Source organism: Providencia sp. 21OH12SH02B-Prov, assembly GCF_027362595.1.
Classification (GTDB): Bacteria; Pseudomonadota; Gammaproteobacteria; order Enterobacterales; family Enterobacteriaceae; genus Providencia; species Providencia zhejiangensis.
Genome location: NZ_CP114796.1, coordinates 3,417,112 through 3,442,094, shown reverse-complemented (window position 1 = coordinate 3,442,094; position 24,983 = coordinate 3,417,112). Strand labels below are relative to the sequence as shown.

The 24,983-nt window shown below is 37.6% G+C and carries 23 protein-coding genes and 2 pseudogenes; 11 read left to right on the top strand and 14 right to left on the bottom strand.

All coding sequences use genetic code 11. From position 1 onward, the window contains the following. Positions 1 to 11 precede the first annotated feature (11 nt). The 7 genes from O7C57_RS16080 (at position 12) to O7C57_RS16050 (ending at position 9,877) form a co-directional block, all read left to right on the top strand. Positions 12 to 785, top strand: coding sequence for a thioesterase II family protein (locus O7C57_RS16080; protein WP_269723334.1), 774 nt, complete (start codon positions 12 to 14; stop codon positions 783 to 785). 64 nt (positions 786 to 849) lie between these two features. Then, positions 850 to 2,610, top strand: a complete 1,761-nt coding sequence (locus O7C57_RS16075) for an ABC transporter ATP-binding protein (RefSeq protein WP_251465175.1) — start codon at positions 850 to 852, stop codon at positions 2,608 to 2,610. Further along, the gene (locus O7C57_RS16070) at positions 2,594 to 4,351 is read left to right on the top strand and encodes an ABC transporter ATP-binding protein (protein ID WP_269723333.1); all 1,758 of its coding nucleotides are present in this window, start codon (positions 2,594 to 2,596) and stop codon (positions 4,349 to 4,351) included. The genes O7C57_RS16075 and O7C57_RS16070 overlap by 17 nt, the downstream gene beginning before the upstream one ends. 96 nt (positions 4,352 to 4,447) lie before the next feature. Beyond that, positions 4,448 to 5,695, top strand: coding sequence for an MFS transporter (locus tag O7C57_RS16065; protein WP_154635767.1), 1,248 nt, complete (start codon positions 4,448 to 4,450; stop codon positions 5,693 to 5,695). After that, complete coding sequence (locus O7C57_RS16060) at positions 5,692 to 6,903, top strand: MFS transporter (RefSeq protein ID WP_269723332.1); 1,212 nt, start codon at positions 5,692 to 5,694, stop codon at positions 6,901 to 6,903. Before O7C57_RS16065 ends, O7C57_RS16060 begins: the two co-directional genes overlap by 4 nt. 54 nt (positions 6,904 to 6,957) lie before the next feature. Continuing rightward, the gene (locus tag O7C57_RS16055) at positions 6,958 to 8,451 is read left to right on the top strand and encodes an aminotransferase class V-fold PLP-dependent enzyme (protein ID WP_163860753.1); all 1,494 of its coding nucleotides are present in this window, start codon (positions 6,958 to 6,960) and stop codon (positions 8,449 to 8,451) included. A gap of 76 nt (positions 8,452 to 8,527) precedes the next feature. Continuing rightward, entirely contained in the window at positions 8,528 to 9,877 is a 1,350-nt protein-coding gene (locus tag O7C57_RS16050; protein ID WP_247047521.1) for an MFS transporter, read from the top strand. A gap of 206 nt (positions 9,878 to 10,083) precedes the next feature. Here the strand turns inward: O7C57_RS16050 and dhbA are convergent, their stop codons facing one another. From dhbA to O7C57_RS15985, 14 genes and pseudogenes are all read right to left on the bottom strand, one after another. Further along, positions 10,084 to 10,827 carry a 2,3-dihydro-2,3-dihydroxybenzoate dehydrogenase gene (gene dhbA / locus O7C57_RS16045; protein WP_247047520.1) on the bottom strand — a complete coding sequence of 248 codons (744 nt, stop codon included), beginning with the start codon at positions 10,825 to 10,827 and terminating at the stop codon, positions 10,084 to 10,086. 149 nt (positions 10,828 to 10,976) lie between these two features. After that, positions 10,977 to 11,597, bottom strand: a pseudogene (locus tag O7C57_RS16040) (isochorismatase family protein); the annotation flags it as partial. Between the two features lie 131 nt (positions 11,598 to 11,728). After that, positions 11,729 to 12,892 carry an isochorismate synthase gene (locus tag O7C57_RS16035; RefSeq protein WP_244316475.1) on the bottom strand — a complete coding sequence of 388 codons (1,164 nt, stop codon included), beginning with the start codon at positions 12,890 to 12,892 and terminating at the stop codon, positions 11,729 to 11,731. A 516-nt stretch (positions 12,893 to 13,408) separates the two neighbouring features. Then, complete coding sequence (locus O7C57_RS21910) at positions 13,409 to 13,543, bottom strand: hypothetical protein (protein ID WP_350588836.1); 135 nt, start codon at positions 13,541 to 13,543, stop codon at positions 13,409 to 13,411. A gap of 651 nt (positions 13,544 to 14,194) precedes the next feature. Continuing rightward, a complete protein-coding gene (locus O7C57_RS21690) occupies positions 14,195 to 14,653 on the bottom strand; it encodes a hypothetical protein (RefSeq protein WP_040132869.1) in 459 nt (152 codons plus the stop codon). Continuing rightward, a complete protein-coding gene (locus O7C57_RS16025) occupies positions 14,654 to 14,866 on the bottom strand; it encodes a hypothetical protein (RefSeq protein WP_230085219.1) in 213 nt (70 codons plus the stop codon). It lies immediately after the preceding gene. A 97-nt stretch (positions 14,867 to 14,963) separates the two neighbouring features. Continuing rightward, the gene (locus tag O7C57_RS16020; RefSeq protein WP_040132871.1) at positions 14,964 to 15,284 is read right to left on the bottom strand and encodes a hypothetical protein; all 321 of its coding nucleotides are present in this window, start codon (positions 15,282 to 15,284) and stop codon (positions 14,964 to 14,966) included. Positions 15,285 to 15,378: 94 nt separating this feature from the next. Continuing rightward, a complete protein-coding gene (locus tag O7C57_RS16015; RefSeq protein WP_269723331.1) occupies positions 15,379 to 16,113 on the bottom strand; it encodes an outer membrane protein in 735 nt (244 codons plus the stop codon). A 397-nt stretch (positions 16,114 to 16,510) separates the two neighbouring features. Next, positions 16,511 to 16,699: a hypothetical protein gene (locus O7C57_RS16010; RefSeq protein WP_269723330.1), complete on the bottom strand. Its 189-nt coding sequence runs from the start codon at positions 16,697 to 16,699 to the stop codon at positions 16,511 to 16,513. Between the two features lie 41 nt (positions 16,700 to 16,740). Continuing rightward, on the bottom strand, positions 16,741 to 17,577 hold the full coding sequence (locus tag O7C57_RS16005) for a DUF932 domain-containing protein (RefSeq protein ID WP_196715759.1): 837 nt from the start codon (positions 17,575 to 17,577) through the stop codon (positions 16,741 to 16,743). A gap of 101 nt (positions 17,578 to 17,678) precedes the next feature. Then, a complete protein-coding gene (locus O7C57_RS16000; protein WP_004927121.1) occupies positions 17,679 to 18,113 on the bottom strand; it encodes an antirestriction protein in 435 nt (144 codons plus the stop codon). A gap of 240 nt (positions 18,114 to 18,353) precedes the next feature. After that, the gene (locus O7C57_RS15995; protein WP_113532857.1) at positions 18,354 to 18,779 is read right to left on the bottom strand and encodes an antirestriction protein; all 426 of its coding nucleotides are present in this window, start codon (positions 18,777 to 18,779) and stop codon (positions 18,354 to 18,356) included. Between the two features lie 91 nt (positions 18,780 to 18,870). Further along, a pseudogene (locus O7C57_RS15990) lies at positions 18,871 to 19,741 on the bottom strand (GTPase family protein). 56 nt (positions 19,742 to 19,797) lie between these two features. After that, the gene (locus tag O7C57_RS15985; RefSeq protein ID WP_193450854.1) at positions 19,798 to 20,736 is read right to left on the bottom strand and encodes a hypothetical protein; all 939 of its coding nucleotides are present in this window, start codon (positions 20,734 to 20,736) and stop codon (positions 19,798 to 19,800) included. A 434-nt stretch (positions 20,737 to 21,170) separates the two neighbouring features. Here O7C57_RS15985 and O7C57_RS15980 point away from each other — a divergent pair, with 434 nt between their 5' ends. The 4 genes from O7C57_RS15980 (at position 21,171) to O7C57_RS15970 (ending at position 24,975) form a co-directional block, all read left to right on the top strand. After that, the gene (locus O7C57_RS15980; protein WP_269723329.1) at positions 21,171 to 21,758 is read left to right on the top strand and encodes an inovirus Gp2 family protein; all 588 of its coding nucleotides are present in this window, start codon (positions 21,171 to 21,173) and stop codon (positions 21,756 to 21,758) included. Positions 21,759 to 21,855: 97 nt separating this feature from the next. Next, on the top strand, positions 21,856 to 22,086 hold the full coding sequence (locus tag O7C57_RS15975) for a helix-turn-helix transcriptional regulator (protein WP_269723328.1): 231 nt from the start codon (positions 21,856 to 21,858) through the stop codon (positions 22,084 to 22,086). A 248-nt stretch (positions 22,087 to 22,334) separates the two neighbouring features. Further along, entirely contained in the window at positions 22,335 to 22,745 is a 411-nt protein-coding gene (locus tag O7C57_RS21905) for a putative zinc ribbon protein (protein ID WP_282561563.1), read from the top strand. 514 nt (positions 22,746 to 23,259) lie between these two features. Beyond that, on the top strand, positions 23,260 to 24,975 hold the full coding sequence (locus O7C57_RS15970; protein ID WP_269723327.1) for a ShlB/FhaC/HecB family hemolysin secretion/activation protein: 1,716 nt from the start codon (positions 23,260 to 23,262) through the stop codon (positions 24,973 to 24,975). The last annotated feature ends 8 nt before the right edge of the window (positions 24,976 to 24,983 follow it).

The window sequence follows — 24,983 nt, the reverse complement described above, 5'->3', positions numbered from 1 at the left end:
TTAAGTGAGATATGATGATTAATAGTTCTGTTTTTCCATATCATTTTAAAAGTAAGGCTAATGCTGTTATTGATCTTGTTTGTTTTCCTTCAGCAGGTGGTAATGCTGCTATGTATAATAAATGGAATGATATAACACCTGATTGGTTAAATATTTGCCCTGTAGAATATCCTGGCCATGGTAGTCGGCTGAAAGAAGCACTCGTGAATGACCCTGAAATAATAATTGATGAAATTACAAATGGTATTATCAATAAATGTGATAAAAAGATCGCTGTATTTGGGCACAGTGTCGGTAGTATTATTGCCTTACAAGTCGTTAAGCAATTGCAAAAACAAAATAATGATAATCCATTAGAGTTAATTATTTTAAGTGGCAGACCGGAAACCTCAATGTTATCCCGTAGGCCAAAAGGGTATCACTTATTACCTAAAGAGGAGTTTTTAAAGGTTATTTCGGTTTATGAAGGTATACCTGAAGAGTTAATTAATAATCCTGAGATCCTTGATTTTTTCTTGCCAATATTAAGAAATGATTTTCAGCTAAATGATAAATTATCTGATGTTCCACCCATCTCAATTGACATTCCTGTAATGGCATTTTATGGAGAAAGAGACTCTGAAATTATAAATCATGACGCTATTAATAAGTGGGCAACTTATACAACGGAATGGTTAGGTAGTTATACATTTCCTGGTGGGCACTTTTACTTAAATCAGCCAGTAGTCAGAAAAATGTTATTGGATACGATTGTTACTAGACTCAAGAATATTCTTGAAATTTAATTTCTTTATTCATTGAGTTATAAACTTAATTTTGATTCAATTCTTTACTAGAAATAAGGTAAGCATGATGAATTATAATGATATATTTCTTCCTGTGAAGAAAAAAATATCTGCTTCTATTTTTTGGGCTTCTATCGCTCAAGTGTTAAAATTAAGCATATGGCTAAATTTAATATGGGTATTATATGAGTTAATGTCAGTAGATAAAAACTTTCCTTTTTTATCTATAACCTCCTTACTTGTAATTAGCATTATTTTTTATACATTAAGAATATATGCACATGATAAATCCCATTATGCAGCATTTGAGCTGGAAGAGATATTACGTACCAAACTAGTCAATAAAATTAACCAACTACCTATAGAAACAGTGAGAAATATAGGAGGGGGAAATCTAGTTAAAGTTCTCATCGATGATATTAAAGAGTTACATGCATTTGTTGCTGACGCGCCACCATTAAAAGCGGAAGCTTTTATTACACCGATATTTACATTAATAGTTTTGTTTATTTTTAATTGGTTTTTTGCCTGTATTGTTCTTGTTACGACATTAGTAACTTTTTTCTTATTATCTTTTATTATGAAAAAAGGAAAGCTAATGAAGGAGAACTATAATAATGCAACGGTTCAAATTAATAGCAGGATTATTGAGTATATTCAAGGCATGAGTGCCGTTAGAACTTTTGATGCAGGTGAAGGTTCATTTATTCAATATCAAAAAGCATTGGAAAATTATTGTCGCGTTATTTTTGACTGGTTACAATCCATGCGCTTATCCGCAAAAATAGCTAGAAGTTTATTTTCTGCCATGCCTATCAGCCTTATTCTTGTTATTGGGTTAACAATTGCACAGTATAATGAACAAGTTTCATTTATCACTAGCTTTTGCTTTCTTCTTCTTGCCGTTGGTATCGCGGAAAGTATTCATCCTATCATGGGGCTATTTCAAATTATTCAAAAATCTAAAGCTTCAATAGAGCGTATCTTTGAAGTTGAAAATCTACCTATATTATCTATTCCGTTAGATCCTAAAGTTCCAGAAAATAATGAAATTATACTTAAACAGGTTGGGTTTTCTTATGAAGAAACAGATAAAACACTTTCGGATATTAATTTAAGGATCCCTGAGAAATCTTTTACTGTTCTTATTGGTGCTTCTGGCTCAGGTAAAACCACTTTAGTCAATATGATACCTAGATTTTTTGATGCCACTGAAGGTGAGGTTTTATTGGGAGGGGTTAATATAAAAGATATTCATTATCAGGAATTAATGTCTCGAATTTCATTTGTGTTTCAAGATAATTTTTTATTTTCATGCTCGATTGCCGATAATATTCGTTATGGCTTACATGATATATCTGATGAAGACGTGATTGAAGCAGCCAAGAAAGCTGAAATTCATGATTTTATAATGAGGCTACCTGAGAAATATGACACGCTAGTTGGGGAACGAGGCCAGCTATTATCCGGAGGGCAGAAGCAGAGAATTACCATTGCAAGAACCTTCTTACAGGATAGGCCAATCATCATTTTAGATGAGCCAACGGCATTTTCAGACGCAAGAAACGAATTTTTGTTATTGAAGGCGTTTTCAAGGTTAATTGAATTAAATAAAACCGTCATTATGGTGACTCATCGACTATCAACAGTGACCGATGCAGACCAAATTATTTTTTTAGAGAAAGGAACGATAAAAGCTCAAGGTAAACATAATGAGTTAATAGAGCATTGTGCTGATTATCAGGCTTTATGGGATGAATATAAAAAAGCAAAAAATTGGTCAATTCCTACAGATCATGGAGTAAACAATGAAAAACTATATTAATAAAAGTACAAGAGAGACAAAATCATTGTTTAAAACCTATGTAGGATTACTCAACGCCGCGGGGAAACAGAAAAAAATATTTATTCAAAGCTTGGTGTATACCACGATATCATCATGTCTTTTTGGCATTTCTTTAGTTTTATTATATCCCTTGTTTGAAGCAATAGATGCAAAGGATAGCGTATCCGTTAGTATTCACTTATCACTGGTCATTATACTATTGGTGGCTAGTTTTACGTTTAAGATGCTGTCAGAACGTTATGACGCGGATGGATACTCAACACTTGCAGTGACTGAGTTAAGAGAAAAGTTAGGTGATAAACTAAGGCATATCTCAATCGAATATCTTAACCAGTTTAGGTCTGGTGAGATTAATTATGTTTTGATGCAAAGCGTAAATGAGGCTGCGGTATATACCTTTATGCTACTGAATATCATAATCACTGGTGTTGTCATTCCTTTATCTGCAGCGATAGCTCTGTTGTTTTATAGTTGGCAGCTATCCTTGATTATGTTTTTAGTGTTTCCTATGGCAATCCCATTATATTTATGGCGTAGAAAAGCGTATCGCAGAGGCTTTAGTATTTTAGCTGAAGCCAATTCTAAATTAAAAGGTGAGGCTGTAGAGTTTATTCAAGGGCTAGAAGTCTTAAAATCGACGGGACAACATGAGGAAAAATTAAATCAATTTATTAAAGTTGCAAAAGATGTCGCAAATATTTTACGTATTGGTACAAAAAAAGGAGAAAAACCTAATTTAATCATTACAATAGCGATTCAAACAGGATTAATATTGATTATATCTGTCGGTGCTTATCTCGTTAATGTTGGTCATATTTCCTATTTACTTCTTGCTTGTGTGTTATTAGTGATTGCTAGGTCTACTGATGTTTTGAATTTCTTTGTACAAATGTCATCAATGCTAGAATCACTCGTTATAGGTTATGAAAAGTTACAAGAGCTACTGAATGCACCTTCATTACCAGAGAAAATATCACCTGTAATGCCAAGTCGTTATGATATCGAATTTGATAAGGTTGATTTTTCATACGAAGGTCTTGATAGAAATGTTCTTGATAATATTTCTTTTCGTATTCCAGAGAACGGTCTGACCGCACTTGTTGGCGCAAGTGGGTGCGGAAAAACAACCATTACCAAACTTATTTTACGATTTGCTGATGTAACATCTGGCAGTATTAAAATTGGTGGCATTGATATTCGTGATTTATCTCAAAAACAACTGATGAGTTTAGTTTCAGTTGTGTTTCAAGACGTTTATCTGTTTCAAGATACCATAATGAATAATATTCGAATGGCCAAAATATCAGCCACAGATGAAGAAATCATCGAAGTTTGTAAGCAAGCTAATTGTCATGATTTTATTCAAAAATTTAAACATGGGTATCATACGCAATTAACGGATTTTGGTAAAAGTCTATCGGGTGGTGAAAGGCAACGTATTTCTATTGCTCGTGCTATCTTAAAAAATGCGCCTATCCTTATTTTAGATGAGCCTACAGCTGCTCTTGATACTCAAAATGAAATTGCCGTACAGAACGTTATTAATCGCTTAGTGCAAGGGAAAACCGTATTAGTGATTGCACATCGTATTTCAACTATTGTTGCTGCTAATCAAATTTTGGTAATAGATGATGGTCAGGTTGCTGAGCAAGGAACTCATAGTGAGTTATTACAATTAAAAAGAATTTATTCCGAGTTTTGGAGTTTACAACAAATTTAATCTATTTCTTTCCATTATATTGAATAAATTATTTAGATAACTAAATCGATTATTTAATTCATTTTTAAATGTTAGCTATATCTCTATGAGGTATTTATGCAAAAGAAAATGCTACCTTTGTCATTTGTTTGTTTGTTAATAACTGTTTTTTTAGATCAAATTGGTTTATTTCTAATATATCCTATTATTCCCTCTCTACTAGAATCTGTTACTCATGATTCTGTCATTGACAATGCTATTATCGGTGGGTGGTTATTAGCCACTTTTGGTATTATGCAATTTATTTTTGCCCCGATCATGGGAGCGATATCTGATAAGTTTGGGCGTAAGCCTGTGCTAATTGTATGTTTTGTTGTTTTTACTCTAGATTATTTTTTATATGCCATTAGTCATAATCTTTATTTATTATTTGTAGCGAGGATCATTGCTGGTATTGCAGGCTCTTCTATTATCGTTTCATTAGCCAGTGTTGCTGATATGAGTGATGAAAGAAGTAAAATGCAAAATTATGGTTTTCTTTTTGGTATCATGAGCCTAGGAATAGTTGTAGGGCCAGCAATCGCATCGATCGCCGTTCAATATGGTGTAAGAGTGCCTTTTTTTGTTGCCTGTATACTTAGTTTTATTGGCTTATTATGTGTAATCTTTTTATTTAAAGAAACGTTACCTATAGAAAAACGAAGGGCATTTAAACTCCATAATCCGTTCTCGTCAATTATCTACTTTTTTAAGTATAAAGGATTAGTTTATTTATTTATTGCAAATATTGTTTTTATGTTTGCTGTACAGTTCCCAACAACATTATGGCCATTTTTTACGAAATATCGTTTTGAATGGGATGATGTGAAAATTGCTACGTCCTTTGTGATTATTGGATTAGGCGGATTATTTGCACAAACGGTATTACTCAAAATAGTCAGAGTTTTTCTAAGCGATCAAAAAATTCCGTTATTAGGTTTTTTATTATTTATTATAGGGCTAATCAGTATTGCATTCTCAACGAGTGTAGTCGCTTTGTATATCGCTATCATTCTCTATAGTTTTTCTAGCATAAGTAACTCTTCCATTGTAAGTCTCTTTTCTTCGCAAGTTTCTGATTCGGAGCAAGGACAGCTAATGGGGGCTTTATCGTCTATCAGTAGTTTTTGGGCTGTATTGGGACCGCTGTGTGCAACGAATATGTATTATTATTCAGCGAATCTTTCTTTACCTAGTAGTGATGGTTATCCTTTTGTTTTTTCAGCTATATTGGTTTTGATTTGTATTCTTCCTCTTTCTATAGGGCTAAAAAATGCTTATTCAATGAATCATTCATTACAACAGGATGAGGATTTTCATCAATGAATAATAACAATATAAAAGAGGTTCCTGCAAAATTCTGGGCTTTATTTTTTAGTCTATATTCAACCCAATATATTGGTATTAGCTTTTTATCCATAGTGCTTATTTTGATATTACGTGAGAATGGGGCTTCATTAGATAAATTAAGTCTTATTCCGCTGATGTCATTACCCATTGCATTTAAAGCTTTGTGGGCTCCATTTATAGATAAGCATCTAAAAACAAACACGGGCCATTATCGTAATTGGTTGTTAGTTGCACAATTTTTAATGATTTCTTGCTTATTTATTATTTCTTTTGTTGATCCTTTGCATGAATTTTCATTGATTTTATTGGTTATTTTTATCTTTTCATTTATGACAGCAACGCAAGACCTTGCTTTATCAGGGCTGATTTGTAATATTTTTGATGCAAAGGACCGCTATCTCATTTCAAGCGTCAAAAGTGGCGGATCTATGTTTGGAAATATTATTGGTGGGGGAGTGGTTTTATTATTATATCCTTATATCGACTGGAATGGATGCATGTTATTTCTTTCGGTGATACTCGCTATCACTTGGCTTCAAGTATGGTTTTTTAATGAATATCAATATGAAAGAAAGAAAAATATAAATGAAAGAGTTGATAAAGATTATTGGAAAAGCTTATTTACCATTTGGAAAGGAAAAAAACGATGGTTAGCTTTTTTAATTATCTTACCATTTGGAATTTTACCTTCATATAATTTAATGTCACCTGCGCTCATTGATAGTGGTTGGTCTTTACCTGAAATTGCAATTTTATTGAAACTTTTTGGTTCTATCATTAGTCTAATCGCCATTTTCTTGAGTTCTAAGGTAGTAAAAAAATTAACAAGACGCAGAAGCTTAGTGTATTCGACGGGGCTTCATTCATGTTGTCTACTTTCGTTTATTCCTATCTCGATGGGATATAACAGTCCTATGTTAGTTTACTCGGCATTTTTTCTCTATTATTTAAGCTTACCCTTTGTTTTTATTTCCATATCCACCATTATTATGGATAACGTTGCTGATGCTTTAGCTCCAGCGACAGCCTATAATGCGCAAGCAGCCATAGGATTTATTTTTGGTTTTATTGTGGTTTCATTAAGTTTTTATCTATCTCAAACATGGGGATATTTTATTGTCACTATTGGTTCTATCTTAATTGCCTTTTTGGCAACCCTATTAGCAACTAAAGCTGTTAAGTGATTATTTTAATAATCTATAACACGTAATAAAACACAACGAATTTGGTGCGTAAAAATGACTGAAAATTTTTCGATTAAATCTTTATTTGAACCTAGTGATTATAATATTAATCAGGCATTAGATTATTGTATTAGTGATTTTCTAGCTCAAAGTGACGAAGTGGGTTGTTTTAATAAACAAGAGATTGATAATTTTTTTTCGACTTTAAAAATTCCAGAAAACACAGCAAATATGGATGATTATATCAAAGATATTAAAGAAATTATCATTCCTATGTGCTCCCATTTAGCTAATCCAAGTTATTTAGGGCATATGACAAGCCCATTACCTTGGTTTATTCCCCAGATAGGTAGGCTTATTCAATCATTAAATCAAAATATGGTTAAGATGGAAACGAGTCGGGGGCTAACACTATTAGAGCGTCAATTACTTAGGTTGCTTCACCAAGAAATTTTTCATTTTAATGATGATTTTTATTTTGATGTAAACAAGGATTTTAGTAAAACGACAGGTATTTTTACTAGTGGTGGCACTATGGCGAATTTAACCGCTATGTGGGGAGCTGTCAGCCAAGTAAAACAGAGTGGGGTCAATAAAATTGCAGTAATAGGCTCAGAATTAATGCATTATTCTTTCGATAAAGCCTCATCACTTTTAGGTGTTGAGCTCTATCGCATACCTGTAGATCACCAAAATCAAATTGTGGTTACTGAATTAGAGCAACAAATTAAAAAATGCCGTGCTGAGGGAATGACTATCGCTGCATTAGTTGCAATCGCCGGTACGACGGATTTTGGCTCGATAGACCCATTACATCAAATTGCTGAATTGGGGAGAAAATATCATATTCATGTTCATGTAGATGCTGCATGGGCTGGCGCATTTATTTTAAGTAAACAACATGTGTCTTTATTATCCGGTATTGAGAGAGCGGATTCAGTCACTATTGATGGACATAAGCAGATGTTTATGCCGATTGGAACAGGAATGTTATTTTTTAAGGATCCTCAATTTTCTCAAAATATCGTACATACCGCGCCCTATGCTGTTCGTCGCACGTCTCTTGATCAAGGAAGGTTTACTTTAGAAGGCACACGCCCTGCAAATATGCTTTATCTTCATGCTTGCCTGCATTTAATTGGTAAAAATGGATATGATGAAATTTTTAGTGTGGCTTTAAATAATATTAAAATTTTAGCTAAGCATATACAGGAAAATCCATGCTTTGAATTATTGAATGATCCTAAAATTAATATATTGAGTTATAGATATATACCGAGGATTTTCAGAAATAAAATGATGACACCAGAAGATAACATAATAATAAATCATTTTAATTATCAGTTACAAAAAGAGCAGCGGAATAAAGGAACAAGTTTTGTTTCTAGAAGTATTAGGAAATTTTCACAGCATGATAATCAAGAGCTTGTTTTCTTAAGAGTCGTTATTCTTAATCCTAATGTTAATGAAGAACATATGGTTTATATGCTTGAAGATCAAATTGAGATAGCAAAACAATTAGAGTCTTATCTTATGGCAGCAAGCTAATTACTATGAGTGTTATCTTGAAAAGATATGATAAGTCAACGTTAATTTTATGTCTAATGGAGCATACTTTCTTGTTATGAAAGGAAATACGGTAACAATAAACTCAATCAGAATATTCATTGATAATAATAAAATGAGTGTGTTTCAGTGGAAGGTGATTATTATCTGTTTTTTTATCGTGATGTTAGATGGATTTGATATTTCTATAGTCGCTTATTTAGCCCCAGTGCTAAAAAAAGAAATGGGCCTTTCCTCTAATGACCTTTCTTATTTATTTGTTTCTGGTGTTTTGGGGCTGATGCTAGGAAGTATGATTTTCGGGCCTATAGCGGACAAATGTGGAAGAAAAAAAATACTGATTATTTCAACTTTTTTATATGGATTTGGGGCTATTCTATGTGGATTATCAAGTGATTTTTATTGGCTTGTCTTTTTTCGATTAATGACAGGAATTGGTCTTGGCGCAGCAATGCCGATATGTATTACGCTATGTTCTGAATACTCGCCAAAGCGATACCGTATGCTACTCTGCACGTTAAGTTGGAGTGGTTTTACTGTTGGTATCGCCAGTGGAGGGGTTATGACTAACTGGATACTACAGTACTTTAGTTGGCATTGGTTGTTCTATTTAGGAGGAATATTACCATTACTCTCTATTCCTATTATTGCTTTAGTGTTACCTGAATCATTTGAGTATCTGGTAAAGAAAAAATCACAAAAAGCACATGCACAACTTGAAAGCATTATATCTAATATAAATAAGAATATTAGTTTATTGAAACTATATAATACTGACTCAGATACTGAACTTTTTAGTAATCCTCAAACAATATCGACCATTTTGGGACGGAAATTAGCCGTTTTAACTGTCTTTTTATGGATTGCATTTTTCTTCTCTCTCTTGGTTTTTTATTTATTAACCTATTGGTTACCTGTTATTTTTAATGAAGTCTATGATTATAGCCAAGTTAATTACATGACTTCTATGCTACCTCTTGGCGGTACTTTAGGCGCTTTGTTGCTTGCTATTTGGATTGATTATAAAAAGGAGGCTTTTCTTATCCTAGGATTATCTTATTTTACCGCAATGATCTTATTATTAGTCATTGCTGATTTTACCCTTCAATATTATGGATTACTGCTAATTATTTTCTTTATTGGCTTTACAATAGCAGGCGCGCAAAACGGGTTAAATTTAATTTGCGCAACAGTATATCCTGCATATGCTAGAGCAACAGGGGTGAGTTGGGCAATGGCAAGTGGTCGCTTAGGCTCAATTGTTGGGTCTTATTCTGGCGCTTGGTTAATGACCGATGCCAAGAACCCAATATTATTTTATTATCTTTCAATTGGCGCTTTTTTATGTTCATTAGCGCTTATTATGATCTTCTTAATAAGAAAAAGACGTTATTTATTGGCTACATAATAGGGGTAGTTATTTGTATGGTTCATCGATGAATGACAATATTGAATTTATTACGGGGCAACATTTAATTATTGTGAATAGGCAGAATCGCTTAAGTAATGTGGCGCTGTTTCTGTAAAGCTGGCCATTAATTCTCTAAGTGTATAATGGGCTTTTAGCTACTATGCACAGAAATAGCGCGTTAAATTCACCTTTTTTCATGATGTTTAAGCGCCTAATGTTGCCCCGCCATCAATGATAATATCTTGTAATGTTATATGATTAGCTTGCTCCGATGCTAAAAATAAAATAGCGCTGGCAATATCATTAGGCTGAGCAATTTTCCCTAATGGAATACCAAGCTTAAATTGTTCCGGTAGGCCGTGTATTAATCGTTGATACCCTTCAGTATCGTTTAGCATGCTTTCTAGCATAGGGGTTTTTGTGGAGCCAGGGGAAACAAGGTTTGAACGTACATTAAACGGCGCTAATTCTAGTCCTACACTGAGACACAGGCTACGCATTGCCGCTTTAGATGCACAATAAATAGACATGTTCACTCGAGGTACATGGGCAGCATTTGAAACAACGGAAACAATATTACCACGACACTGGCGTTTAAAATGGGGAATGAGAAGATGAAACAAATTAAATGCCGCCCCCACATTGACATTAAACGTATGTTCCCAGTCATGGCGCGTGAAGGTTTCAGTCGGGCCAAATCGTAACGTTCCTGCACAATTGACCAATATGTCTAACCCGACCTTTTCTAATAATGCGGAGCAGGTGAGCTGGACTGCGTCTGCATTGCTGATATCTAGCGTAATAGTTTCGAATGGCATTATTGCTGGAAATGATATATCAAAACCGATGACTTTTGCTCCTGATTCATGAAACTGCCGAGCGGTTTCGGCACCAATACCACTACCTGCGCCTGTGACCCAAACGGTCTTGCCATTAAAAAGAATCATTTTGTTTTCCTTTAATATTCAGAGAGATTCATGACTATTTTCAGCATGAAAGTGTTTAACTCATCAGCCGATTTTGTTGTTTTTGTGAGTTATTGTCGCTAATCGTTCATGCTTTACTGCTGGTCTACTGGATGACCGCAAAGCTCAGATAAGGCTTGCTTTGTATTGAGTACTCGGCCAGAGCGACCGGCGGTATAACGTAAAGCCATCATATGTTCTTCACGGCTAAAGTCCGCTAGTGCATCCCCAATCATAAAAGCCTGAATATCACGCATAAAAGCGTCAGTCGCTGTAATAAGGCAGCCAATATGGGCATATACACCACAAATGATTAGCTGATCTCGCTGTTTATCTTGTAATCGTTCTTCTAAATCAGAGCGTTGGAAGGCACTATAGCGCCATTTGGTGAGCAGGGTATCTTCCTGTGTAGGTGATAATTCAGTGACGATCTTTTGCTGTTCTGGATGGCGAGTCAATCCAGGACCCCACATATCATTTAGTAGAGCACGGTCAATATCACTTTGTTGATTGGGCTGGGCGGTGTAAAAAACGGGGATCTCTAATTGATGGCAACGTTCACGCAATAATCGAATATGCTCAATTAAGGTATGAATAGTCGGACTATCTTTTGCCCAAAAGTTGAGAAAGTACATCTGCATATCATGGATCAGTAAAGCTGCACGCTGTGGTTCAAGTTGCCATGCTACTTTATTGATGGGTAATTCATGTGGTTCAGGCAGTAGATAGTTGTCTATTTTAGGAATACTCATGGTTGTTGGCTCTCATGTTTAGTGGGGCTAGCTTGGAATGGACAAGGACTCGGCAGAAGTTTCTAAGCAGTATTTTCTGTGAGGGAGTACGTTTACATGTAATCATGATAAGTATGTCTGACGCATAGGATTCAACATGGTTGATAGTTCAGAGCACTGAGCATAGTGCCGAGTTTATTGCTGGTTTCACACCATTCATTTTCTGGCTGTGAATCGGGCACAATTCCTGCACCTGCAAATAATTCAATTCGGTATGTGCTAACTTTTCCACAGCGAATAACGACGACCCATTCACCATTACCTTCAGCATCACTCCAACCTATAATCCCTCCAAACCATTGACGATCAAAAGGTTCCAATTGAGTTATCAAATCACGAGCAATCATCGAGGGAGTGCCACATAATGCAGGAGTTGGATGTAGTAAGCATGCTAGAGAAATGGCACTTTCATTTTTATCTTTAACCAGTCCCTCGATTTCTGTGGCGAGATGCCACAGCTTTGGTGTGCTGATTAAAGAGGGGACAGGGATCGTAAGGTCTTGGCAATGTGCGGATAATTGGTGATGAATCGCTTTGGTCACTAACTCATGTTCGTAGCGATCTTTGGATGAAGTAAGTAACGTTTCTTTAGCTAAATTATCGCTAGCGCTGTTTTCACCTCGTTTAGCTGTACCAGCTAATGGGCATGACCAAAGTTTATCCCCTTGTTTACGTAGTAGTAATTCGGGACTGGCCCCCACCAGAGTACAGTCTGAAAGTGGCAGATAAAAATTGTAGCTGGATGGGTTTTGCTTATGGAGCTGGCACCAGATGCTGAGTGCATTGAGTGGCTTGATACTTTCAATATTGAGTAAACGTGAGAGTACGACTTTATCTAGTGTATCACCATGAAGTGCGCAAAGAGCCTTTTTCACCATTGAACAAAAGTCATTATGATCTAAATATTGGTGAAGTTGGCCCATAACGTTAACCGGAGTATTGGGCAGCGCTAGCGTATGTCTATCGAACCATTGGTATGATTGAGGAATATATAATGCACTGGCGTGTCGTTTATCGAATGGAATGACGCCAGCGATAATAGGGTTTTTTATACCCGCCCGAGTTGCCTGTATAAGCAATTGCTCTATTTGCCGTTGGAATTCGCTATTGTGACGATGCCCTTGTTCCGCAGGTAGCGTGAGATTGGCAAATATTCCTTTTGCGAGCAAACTCTTATGAGGAGAAGTAAAAATGAAATCCTCTTTTTTTATGGTAAGCGGTATATGAGAATACGACCGGCACATCACACTAGACACATTTAGCCTCCTGCTACTCCATGTTTTTATTGAAAATATTGGTTTATTGTTTTGTTGGTAAAACAATTAGCGTAAAAGTATTTATCTCTTCAGCTATCTAGTTTTGTCGACATACCATTAGAGTTAGATTGATCTGCTCACTAGGCTATTGCTATAGAAATAAGCATATTTTCCATTAAAGGATGGAATTTGTGTTGTCTGTAATTCAGTAAAGCTATGTTAAATTTCTATCATATTATTGCAAATGGTAATAATTATCAATATTATTCGCATTCTATATTTAATGAGGGATGATGATAACATTAGGGCAATAAATGTTAATTTTTACAGTTAGTTATGTGGATTAGGTGTCGCCTGCATTTGCACAATCTAGAGAAACTAAGTAAAAAAATATGACTCATGCCTGAGTGCCAATATTGAGCTATTAAAGTTAGTGATATTTGAAATTTTTGTTTTATCTAGGTTTGATAACGTATTCTTAATGAGTATTAAAGCGGGGGAGGGGGAAGAGTTATTTTAAATGAGCAGAGAGTTTGCTTTTTTGGAGGGCTTCTTAAGCGTTACAGTGAGCGCTACGGCTGGATTCCTGTGTTCAGCAGGATCGTTACCTTCAGCTAATCGCTTTCTGGCTTCATCACGTTTAACGCGAATGTCAGCAAGAGAAATATCAGGAGAGTTATTTTTTCTTCAACTGTGAAACGGTATTTTATATGTCAGTAATGAGCCGCATTAGGTTTGATGAGAAGATAAAGCTCATACGCATCAAAGAACTTGTACTCTTTGCCTTTTGCTTGGTAGTCAGTATCTACTGGGGGTCATTATGGGGAAGTCTAAATGATTTTGAACAAGATAAACCTAAAAAATTCATCAACAGGTACTGACTTTAGTGTTGAATTTGCTGAAATACAATAGGTAATAGTATAAGGTAACTGATTGAATATAAAGGAGTTTACTTGACTTGAGGAGACCACTGTAGAAGAGAAAGTGGTGCCGGACTCGGAATCGACTTTTTATCATAACGTTATGTATTTAAATTAATTAATTGAATTTGGTTTAATTTATACCCTCAATTGTGCCCTCAGTCCCTAAAATAGTATTTGCCGAGCACCAAAATAGTCTCTTTTTTGAGAATATGATTTCGATTTCTATTAGGAAATAATGATACACCATGATATCGAAAAGAGCAGGGATCCACATGGAGGCCTGTTTATTTGATCTCTTGCAATAATAATGAATGAGATGATTAATATCAATGAAAAATGGCCCAATTTTGATGGGCCGATAAACAAAATAGAAGGGGGATCAGCGGGCAATATCGCGATAAAATACGGCATTACAATCAAAGTCGGCAAAAATTTTTGCCCTGTTTTTAGAATTGGGGGTAAACTGACCAATCGGTTTATCATTGGCGTACACTGCAAATGAGTTCGCTTTTGTTATCGCTTGCGTAAAGAGAGTCCAGGCATTACCTTCACTACGCGTTTTGGTTTCCTCAGGAATGTAATAGACTTCATCGTCGATAACAAAGGCGATATTGTTTGTATCGATAGGATGTCCATCTTGATAAAGATAAACGCCATTATCATATTCCTCATCAGCAGCAATATTACAGGCAAGAATAACACTGAGATGTTTATCATTACTGATGCCGTACTCCATATAGCCTTGTGCGAAGGTTGCCGACCAATAATTGGGGATAGCGAATGCACTTAGTGAGCCGCTCATGAGAACACAGGCTAATAGTATTTTTTTCATCATCATTTAACCTCTACGATGTCGAGAACAATATTGAAGCACTTTGGCGGAATAACCGAGATATTGGCGTTGTTCTTCCGTTAATGATTGTGCCGTATTGATTTTTGATGCCATAAATTGGGCGAGTTTGTCTTCAGGGAATTTTTTAGTCAGAAGAGTGAATGCGCATTCACACTCCTGTTTATTAAAGGCATTACTGTTGTTAACACATTGATGCATAAAAACCTCTTTGGGCGACTCTGAACAACTGGTTATCAGGAATAAGCTTAAAAGAAGCAGATATAAACGAAATAGGTTGCGATTTTTCATTGGATATTCAGCCATAAAAGAAAGAGTACACAGGGATTAGCCCGACAAACCAGCCAATGACTTGAGGGCCAATAGCCCAAAAGAGCTTGGCTTGTATCAGCCCTATCGCACCTTCGCGTGTTGTGATGTAATCTGGCATAATCGCGAGTCGTATAGCATTACCGATAAACATGCCCAGCCCTGTTCCTAAGCCCATGACAACGAAAAACTTAATCCCTGCCCAAACACCGTAGATATGACCGGTAGGCGAAATCCAATTATAAACAACGACAATTGCGCTAATGACGAAAGCAATTAGCAGGTATTTAATAAAATAAGATGAGTTCATGTAACCACCTTTTTTAGGATGTAAAATAGCCAACATCAAAAAGGCATGTTGGCTAGGTAAGTTGAGGGTAATCTATAAGGCTGAATGCCAGAGATTAGAATCGGTAAGTCAAACCAAGCATGATGTCATTGGCCTTCACTTTGATTTTTGAGGTGTTTTCCCCATCGCCTACCGCTGTCGTGATGTCGGCTTTTCCAGCATCTAAATAGCGATAACTCAGCCCCATATCCCAATCGTCATTGATGGCATAGTTCACCCCCGCACCGACACTCCAGGCAAAGTTATTGGCGGTATGCGTGTGAGTATCATGCAGAGAGAGTCCTGGAGTATAAGCATCAGCGCGGGTGGTTTTAAAATCCACGGCCGCATAGCCTAGCCCGACAGAGATATACGGCGTGAAATTTGAGCTATTTTTAATGTCGTAGTACCCATTGACCATCAACGTATTGAGTTTGATTTGGTTTTTAATATCACGAGTTTGATGTACGCCATTACGCACACGGTCGCGGATGTTGTAGGTTGAATTTGCTTTATCACGCGCCATAAATTCCAATTCAGCGCGAACAGGGATATCAAACTGATTGGAAAAGTCATAACCTAACGCAAGTCCACCGCCAAATACACCCGTACGATGGCTATCTCCATTTTTTGTACCATTATCACCGGCATCAGCATAGCCGCTGTAGACAAACTGCTGGCCGGACATTTGCACAATAGATGCGCCCATTTTTCCCGTAACATAAAGCCCCGTTTTACTGTCATCCGTGCTAGCGAATGCCGGTAATGAAATGCACCCCATTAGGGCGGAAACAATAAACGCTTTTTTCATGATTGATTTCCTTTTAATCAATATCACATTAAGTATGGTTGAATCGCGTTATGTCAGTGGAAGGCATGAAAGATTTGACTCAATCACCTTAATATCACTGACATAAAGATAATTTAGCGTGAGATAGTTTAACTTAATCGATCTGTTTTACCTATCAATAATTAAAATACGATCGGTAATATCGATCATATCTATCAATAAACGGTTATCGATCGGCGTAATCGATCAACTGTTGTTTTGGTGCTTAAATAAGAAAAAGAGTTGATGAGAGAGTGAGTCAAAATGGAAGGGAATAAAATGATGTTTAAAGAATGCTCTCCTTTATTGAATAGGTTGGTATGCTCGATATTATCAAATACCAAAATACGGGATAAGTCTTTATGTTAGCGCTAACGCTTTATAAGCAACGCCGTTTACTCATGTTATCGATATGAAAACCGAACTCCGTTAAGACCCAATCGTTTGATGTATTCCATTGAATCATTCCTTTTTTCTCCAGCGAGTTGAGTGTCCTTTTGTTGCAGAGTGAGCCATAATTGAGTTTCACATTACTCAAGGTTTTTAGTTGCCGTTCTGATAATTTCATCGCGTTCACCGTAAGATCCAATTATTTAACGTATACTGTGGCTATAGTTGTTCGCGTCCAGCAAAATGAGCATGCATTTGTTCTGTCAGTACCCACAACGCTTTATTGAGCTTAATATCCCCATCAATTCCATTCACTGAACGCGTGCGAGCGCGTTTACCTTTGGCATTCCTGCCTGATAATCCTCCCTTGATTAAATTTTCCTGTAATCGTTGGTACACTGTCCAAAGATCGTCTTTCTTATCCTCAAAACGGCGAGGTTGTAAGACTTGAGCTTCAGTTATTGGTTGATGTTCCTCACCAAAGCGATAGGTTAAAGCCGCATGCGCCAAGGCCTGCTGTGCTGGTGGCGGTAATAGTAAGGACTGCATTTGCTCACGTTTTTCAGCGATGGTATCGAAGGTGCCTAATACTTCATAAGCCCCTTCAATGACATTATCGACAACATGACCTCGGTGGGGGACTCTGACCTCCCCAAAGGTATCGCCACAAACCAGCCCATTTTGACAAACATAGCGAAAAAAGCCCGGTAACATCTGATAACTACTGGAGCCATCATGGCTATTAAGTAAGATGATTTCAGGCACTTGGCTACCCGTAATTTGGTCATGACGTCGGAGCCGTAACATATGCTTAGTATGATCACGACGGCTGTCATCTCGCACACGAGTTTGGCATGCAAAGAACGGATAAAAACCTTCTTTTTGCAGGCTATCCAATAAGGTAATCGTAGGAATATAAGTATACTTTTCGCTACGAGATTCATGCTTTTCTTCAGAGAACACACTGGGTACGGTGCGAAATAACTCTTCGAGAGTTAACGGGCGGTCACGGCGAATGCTATTCGCCGCACCAAAGCGAGAAGCTAAACGAGACATAGGGGGCCTCCTCAGTGATAACACTGATAAATTAAAATAAGATAAAGGAAATAAGTGAGGTGATAAGCTGGTGGACGCTGTATTAAAGCGTTATCAATAACTTAGTCAATTAGGTGAAAGATTTGTGCTTGCTCGGGATGTTGCATCGCATAGTCACGAAGTTGGTAAAAATACTCTACCAGCACAGAACTCTCGGTTTTAAACGACCAGATGCTATACACCATTAGACAGACTGCGATACCGGCTGCTTCAGGGCTTAACTCAGCCTCGTTACCATTATGAGGGTTAAACATCGGCAAGGTGATTTCAATCATCTCAGGCCAGATAAAAGCACCCCCATTCGATAACATGGTGAACTCCCAAAACGCGCCCTGATAGCGATGACAGAGCTTCGCCATCATGTTAAAAATATCGCCCTCGATACGTTGCCAATCGGGTACCGTCCCAAAGTAGAAACGCCAGAAGATATGACGGCCACTGGAGTGAACGAGATTGGTTTTGATAACAGTTGATTCTTGCTCTTGTAAGGTAAACATAATAGAACTCCAATTCAGTCGATATTGATAGACAGTAATAAGCAAAAAAGCCCTACACCTTGCGGTGCAGAGCTTTCTAGAAATGATAGGTATATTGAGTATCATTTTTAGTGACTCATTCTGATGATTGATTCACTAAAATAATATAGATATAAAAATAAATGCAAGTTAATTAATGGGTTAGTCTGATGATGCTTTTATAATGAATCAGATAATACGAAGGCGTAAATAAGGACGTGGTTAATCGATTAGATGGAAAATGGCGGAACGTTCTGGGTGTTGTGCCGCATAATCACGCAATTGATAAAAGCGATCGACGAGGATGTCACTTTCCGTTTGAAATGACCATAAACTGTACATCATCAAACACACGGCAATGCCTGCCGCTTCGCAACTGACGTTGGCTTCGTTACCGTTATGTGGGTTGAACAGCGTCAGTGTCTCTTGAGGTAAATCGGGATAAATAAAGGCGCCACCATTGGATAAGGTACAATATTCCCAATACCCGCCGTGGTAGTCCTCACAAAACTGTCCCATAGTGGTAAATATGACCACTTCAAAGGTGCTCCAGCCTTTCACGCTTCCGAAGTGGTTGATCCAAAAATCCAGGCGTTGCTCATCGGGAACGAGTGTCATTGTAATTGCACATTCAGTTGAATTATTCATCAGTTGATACTCCAAGAAAAAGAAGTAAAAAAGCGCCAGTCCTTAACGGGACTGGCGCTGAGAGTGATAATTAATGGTTTAATGTAAGAGGTTAAAAGAACATTCTCCACAGGGATTTAGCGACGGAGACGATACTGTTTTTAACGGTGCTAACCGTACTTCTTATCAATGGCGGCAAGGGAATGATATTGATTAAGGTATCCACAATATCACTGACACATTGACCAAAATCGTTACGTGCGGCGTTCTCCACCGATTGCGTCCGGTAAGGGGTGTTCAGTTGCCTAGCTACTCCGCTACTGGCTTGCGCCGGTAACGCCTGTATGAGTTGCTCTGCTAATTCAGTGAGTTGATAGTTTTCGACCGCAGAAACTGTTATCACAGGATGATGCGGCTTAAAGGCGGTTATGACGGCTTGTTGCTTTAATTTTAAGTTATAGGTCTGCTCTGAGGATGGCTGATGCTTGTATTCATCCCACTGGCGACAGCTCTATTTTATCGGCTTGGTTCAAGACAAATAGAAATTGATTAGGTTGGTAACCGCATTTCTTCGTGAGAAAGCGATAACACTGATCATCAGAAGACCATGCTCGGTCATCGGCCTTGAGTACCCAAATGATTAAATCGAATTCTGGTAATAAGTTGCGATAGAGCTGGTGGTACTTTTTATCCCGCTCAAGGCTTTCCCCCACGCCGGGTAAATCTACAAAAGTGAGAGTATGGTTGTTCATCGTCATGCTGAAGCGTTGGGCTTGGCGTGTGCAGCCTGAAACATCACTCACAGGTGATAATGACGATTGGAATAGTGCGTTGATAAGACTGGATTTTCCCGCTCCCGTTTTACCCATCAAACCGATGGTGGGGGAGTAATTGATGAGCTGACTGAGTTGGTTAAAAAATGATGTTTTAAATGAAAAGGGAAAGGCTGCGAGAGCCTTCTCCAGTTCAATATGTTGATTCATACAAACTCCTTGAAAATAAAATTATCATTATTCAAGGTGATAATATATATTTGAAATTATTTTAAATTTTTCTTTTTAACTAGCAGTATGAGTTCTTCAATGGAATCCCGTGGTAGAACAATTTGATCAATCATCGCCTCGATAATTTCGTTAATATTTTTATTATGATTTTTGGCTATTTTTTTTAATTTTACCATTGATGATTTGGAAATATACGTATTCAGTACAGCCTTATCTTTAACACCATCACGATATTTTTTTTGGCTCCAAGCTTTTCTTGTTTGAGATAGAAAAAGCTTGACCGCTTCTACACTTGAAATAATAGCCCAATAATCAAAACAGGAAATAATCAATTTCCATTTTTCATTTTGAATAAGAACATTAACATCATCATCAACAGCAATATTGGCGCGGATCATCCTCTCGGCTATCCATTTTAATGCTTCATTCTTTCTGGGTAAAAATAAAAAAGGATCGGGGTATTCTTTAGAAATAGACGAAGCTTTATCTTTCATGTAAAAGACTGTCTCATTAAAATCTTTAGGGTTTATAAATAAAACTAAAAAGTCTAAAAAACAAACAATATAATGAAAAGGGATATTCCTGCCCATGATAGGGTTCAAGTTCAAGGGAGAGTAATTATACACGCCCCCCATAATTGATGGGTAATCATTTTCTATAAGATGTTTATTATACGACTTCATGAGAAAGTTTAAGATAACAAATGATATTCTTTCATCCGTTAAAAAAGATAATTGTTCTATTGGGATAATCTTTTTCTCTATCGTTCTGAGATAATAATCAACATTTTTAAATCTATTCCCGACATGCTGATTTAACTCACTAAGTAATGTACACACATTCTTATTCTTTGCCTCAGATATCATTTTATAAAGCTCATTAGGCGACAGTGTTTTTTCTGAAAACATATAGAACAGAACAGCATAATATTGTCTGCACTCCAAATAATTATCATTGACATTTATATTTATCATTTATTCTCCACGTAGTATTTTTTGCATATGTTTACATAGTATTTTACGTAGTGTTTAAGGTGTCATTGTACTACATGAAAACCCCTATTTATGTGCTAAAACTCACGATAACTGCACTAATTATTATTAGAGTAAAGGCTAATCTTTAGATAAGTTAATATCAGAGTTGACTCTCCTCAAAAAGAAGCGGCTCATTGTGGTTCAAAAACGCGCTGTCACGGGCATTGATGATAAGATAAAGAAAGGCTTTATCGTGTTGGTATAGTATTATTTTAATAAAGATAACCAGCATCATAACCACACCTAAAAGATTAAACATTACCCTGTCACTGACTCACCTATCCATATATTCATCATCTTGGTTAAATGATGAATGCCTATTTTTAACAACATCCCTTCTAGATATGAAATAAAACTAACCAAAGGTATCAATCATGTCTAGAAACACCCACAACAAGCATTACATTCAAAAGATAAACCACACCATCCGTAAATCGCTCTTAACCTATAATCGAGTTACTGCTATTCGAGTGGACTTGCGCTTTCCTTCATCAGATATACTTCACTTAAGTGACTCCAATGCCATCACCCGATTTTTTGAATCGTTAAAAGCAAAAATAAATGCTGACCTAAAACGTAAAAATAAAATATGGAAGCGTAACCATTCATGCCCTTTGTTTTATGTATGGGTCAGAGAGTTTGGTGAGATAAAAAACAAAAAACACTACCATATACTTTTGCTATTAAATAAAGATGTTTATTGGAACCTAGGTAATTTCATCAAAACTGAAGGAACACTCTATGCATTAATACAGCAAGCATGGTGTAGTGCTATTGGTGTGAACTACCCAGCGGAGCGTTATTTAATTCATATTCCAGATAATTCCATAACGTGGCTAGACAATAATAAACCCAATAATGAAAGCACGATATTCGAATTAAACCAGCGCTGTCGTTACTTAGCCAAAGAACATACAAAATATTATGGTGATGGTGAGCGTTCTTTTGGATGTAGTCGCTAATAAAAAACATGAGGGGGATATCTTTTGCAAGAGAGATATCCCTAAACACTTATCGATATCCCTTCTGCCTTTTAACTTTAAAGACAGGAGTTCAATAATGACTACTCAAGCGATTCCCTTACTAGATGACCAATTCGTTGATATGAAGTTTATAACCCGCCTAACCGGTTTGACGGATAAATGGTTTTACAAATTAATCCAAAAGGGTGAGTTTCCCAAACCCATCAAGTTTGGGCGCATGTCGCGCTGGTTAAAGAGCGAAGTCGTACAGTGGTTACAAGCACGCATTGATGAATCGAGAGGGGGCAACTCAGCCCTTGGATCCTAAGGCACTAGCGCGAGTCGTCGTGCATTTTCCATAGCATACCCACCGATTACCCACCAACTCACTTTCAACTACACCTGGTGCGATTGAATGCGCTCTAGGTAAAGCTACGTCCTAAACATACGAACCTGACTTGATACGTACACAGGTACTACTCAGTGGCCTTGTGAGTTTCAAAGTGTGGGCCGAATCGGTTCGGAGTTTTGGGTACTCAGAACGTTTAGTTTAAATTTTACAGAAGGAGCACAACCATGCTTAAATTACATGAAATCAAAATGTCTCTCGCCTTAACACAAAACAATCGATTCGCGGGAGCCACTCAGGAACCAAGTTATTCACGAGAAAACTATTACTGTGCTCACTGCGGTGAGCCCGTCACACTGCACAAGACGCCAACGGAGTCATGGTTTACCCATTCAGAGCCCCAGACGGCAGAACATTGTCCACTAGTCATCAGTAAGCTCAAGAGCTTAGAAGACAAGGCACGACTGAGCATACACGTCCGATCAGCTTCACCCATTTTAAAGGTCATGGATTGGTTTTGTGTGCGGTGTCATGAGTATTTTACTAGTAATAAAAAATGTTGCCCAAAGTGCCATGAGGGGATTTGGTGTATTCCTGCACAGGATGTGACAGAGGAGCATCAGCCTAAAAATAGGTAATTTCCATATAAATAAGCGATTTAAATATTAATGGATTTTAATAATTATAATGCTATTCACTTTATAACCGAACTTCACCCTATATTCTGTGTATTATTAAACGAAAATCCCAATTTCGTTGGGAGGGCTGCTAGGGCGGGTATGAATGAAACTTACCTATAGAAACAGACATCATCACTAAATTTATCCTTCTTGCTGTTAAAGATTCAGGTTGGAACCCGATGTTGAAATGAGTTTAGCAATCAGATCCGCCAATCACCTAAAAATTCAATTTATTCAATAAAGCTATAGCCGGCTTGTATCATGACCTTGCTCCAATATTCAGATTCAATTATCAATAGAATTTTGGCACGAATAATAAAGTATGCTTCTAGATAATTCATAAAGTTAATTGTCTCTGTGGGGGAAGTCTCATTTGTATAAAAAGGGGATATTGTCCAATTGTCATTTATGTAAAATTATGTCATGTTTTGTCTTAATATTTAACTTAGTCAAAACAAAATAAATACACGTAATGCAATTAAAACCCACACTGACCTACTTATATCACTTTATTCCGGTTATGGCATTATCGCCTTTACTGGCAAGTGCCTCCCTGCTTCGACCCGAGAATACGGACACGTTGTTTCAGCAACAAACTCAGCAACAGCAAGCACAACAGCAACAACTGGAGGCTAAAGCGCCGGATGTGAGCTTATCTGTGCCTATCGCAAAAAGCCGGCTGAAATTTCCTGATGAAACACCGTGTTTTACGATTAAGCAAGTCTCCGTCACAGGGCTAGAGGCCTTACCGCATTGGGTTCCCATTAAGCGATTAGCCAATCAAGCCATCGGGCATTGTATCGGCGTGGAAGGAATAAATCATTTAGTCACGGATATCCAAAATCGGTTGATTAGCCATGGCTGGATAACTAGCCGTGTATTGGTTCCAGAGCAAGATTTATCAACAGGCGTTCTTCAGTTAGTTGTGATGCCAGGTAAAGTACAAAAAGTCATTTTCACCGATGATTCATCACAATACAGTACCCTGTACACTGCAATGCCAGCCCATTCAGGCAATTTATTGGATCTGAGGGACATCGAGCAAGGTCTTGAAAACTTACAACGCTTACCGACCGTACAAGCCTCAATGGAGATGGTGCCGGGGGATGGCCCGGGTGAAACCCAAATTGTGATCAAGCGCCAGCAGTCACGTTATTGGCATGCAGGGGCGTGGGTGGATAATACAGGCTCAAAAAGCACGGGGAAAAACCAAGCGGGTGTGATGCTTGCATTGGATAATCCAACGTCGCTTAGCGATCTTTTTTACCTTACCGCCACTCGCGATTTAAGCTTTTCCAGTGATAAAGACACCACCAACTACAGTGCCCACTATTCAGTCCCGTTTGGTTATTGGCAGTTTGCCACCACCGCGAGTGATTATGAGTATACGCAAACTATCGCCGGCACGAACAGCGATATTGAATATCGCGGTAAAAGTAAAAGTCTGAATCTGCAATTGAGCAACGTTTTATACCGTGACGCGACGGCCAAAACAACCGCCACCTATGATGTGAATTTGCGCGAAACCCGTAACTTTGTGCAAAACACCGAAATTGAAAACCAAAAACGACGAACGACGGCGTGGAAATTGGGGCTAAACCATCGCCAATACGTCGGACAATCAACCATTAACGTGGGGGCGAGTTACCAGCATGGCACACGTTGGTTCGGGGCAATGCCTGCTTTTGAAGAGTTTCGCAGTAAAGATTCCCAAGATTATGCGACAGCGCTAGCCGTAGTTATGCAATTTAATGCCTCGGCCAGCATTCCTTTCACATTGGCAGAGCAATCTTTGCGTTTCGACACACAATATTCACGTCAGATCAGTGACAGGCCATTAACGCCTCAAGATCAATTCAGTATTGGCAACCGTTGGACGGTGCGCGGCTTTGACGGTGAACGCACGCTCAGTGCCGATGAAGGCTGGACACTTCGTAATACCTTGTCATGGTTACTGCCTATTCACGCTCAAGAGCTTTACGTTGGTGCTGACTACGGCAAAATCAGTGGACGTTGGGCTGACCAGAATTTAGGGACTCACCTTGCGGGTGGTGCAATTGGCCTACGTGGGGCAATAACCCCTGCCAATTTGAGTTATGACTTATCGCTCGGTACGCCCTTCTCTAAACCTGATGGTTTTAGAACAGACCCTGCCACTTTTGCTTTCTCTGTAAACTGGAATTATTAAGGACGCTC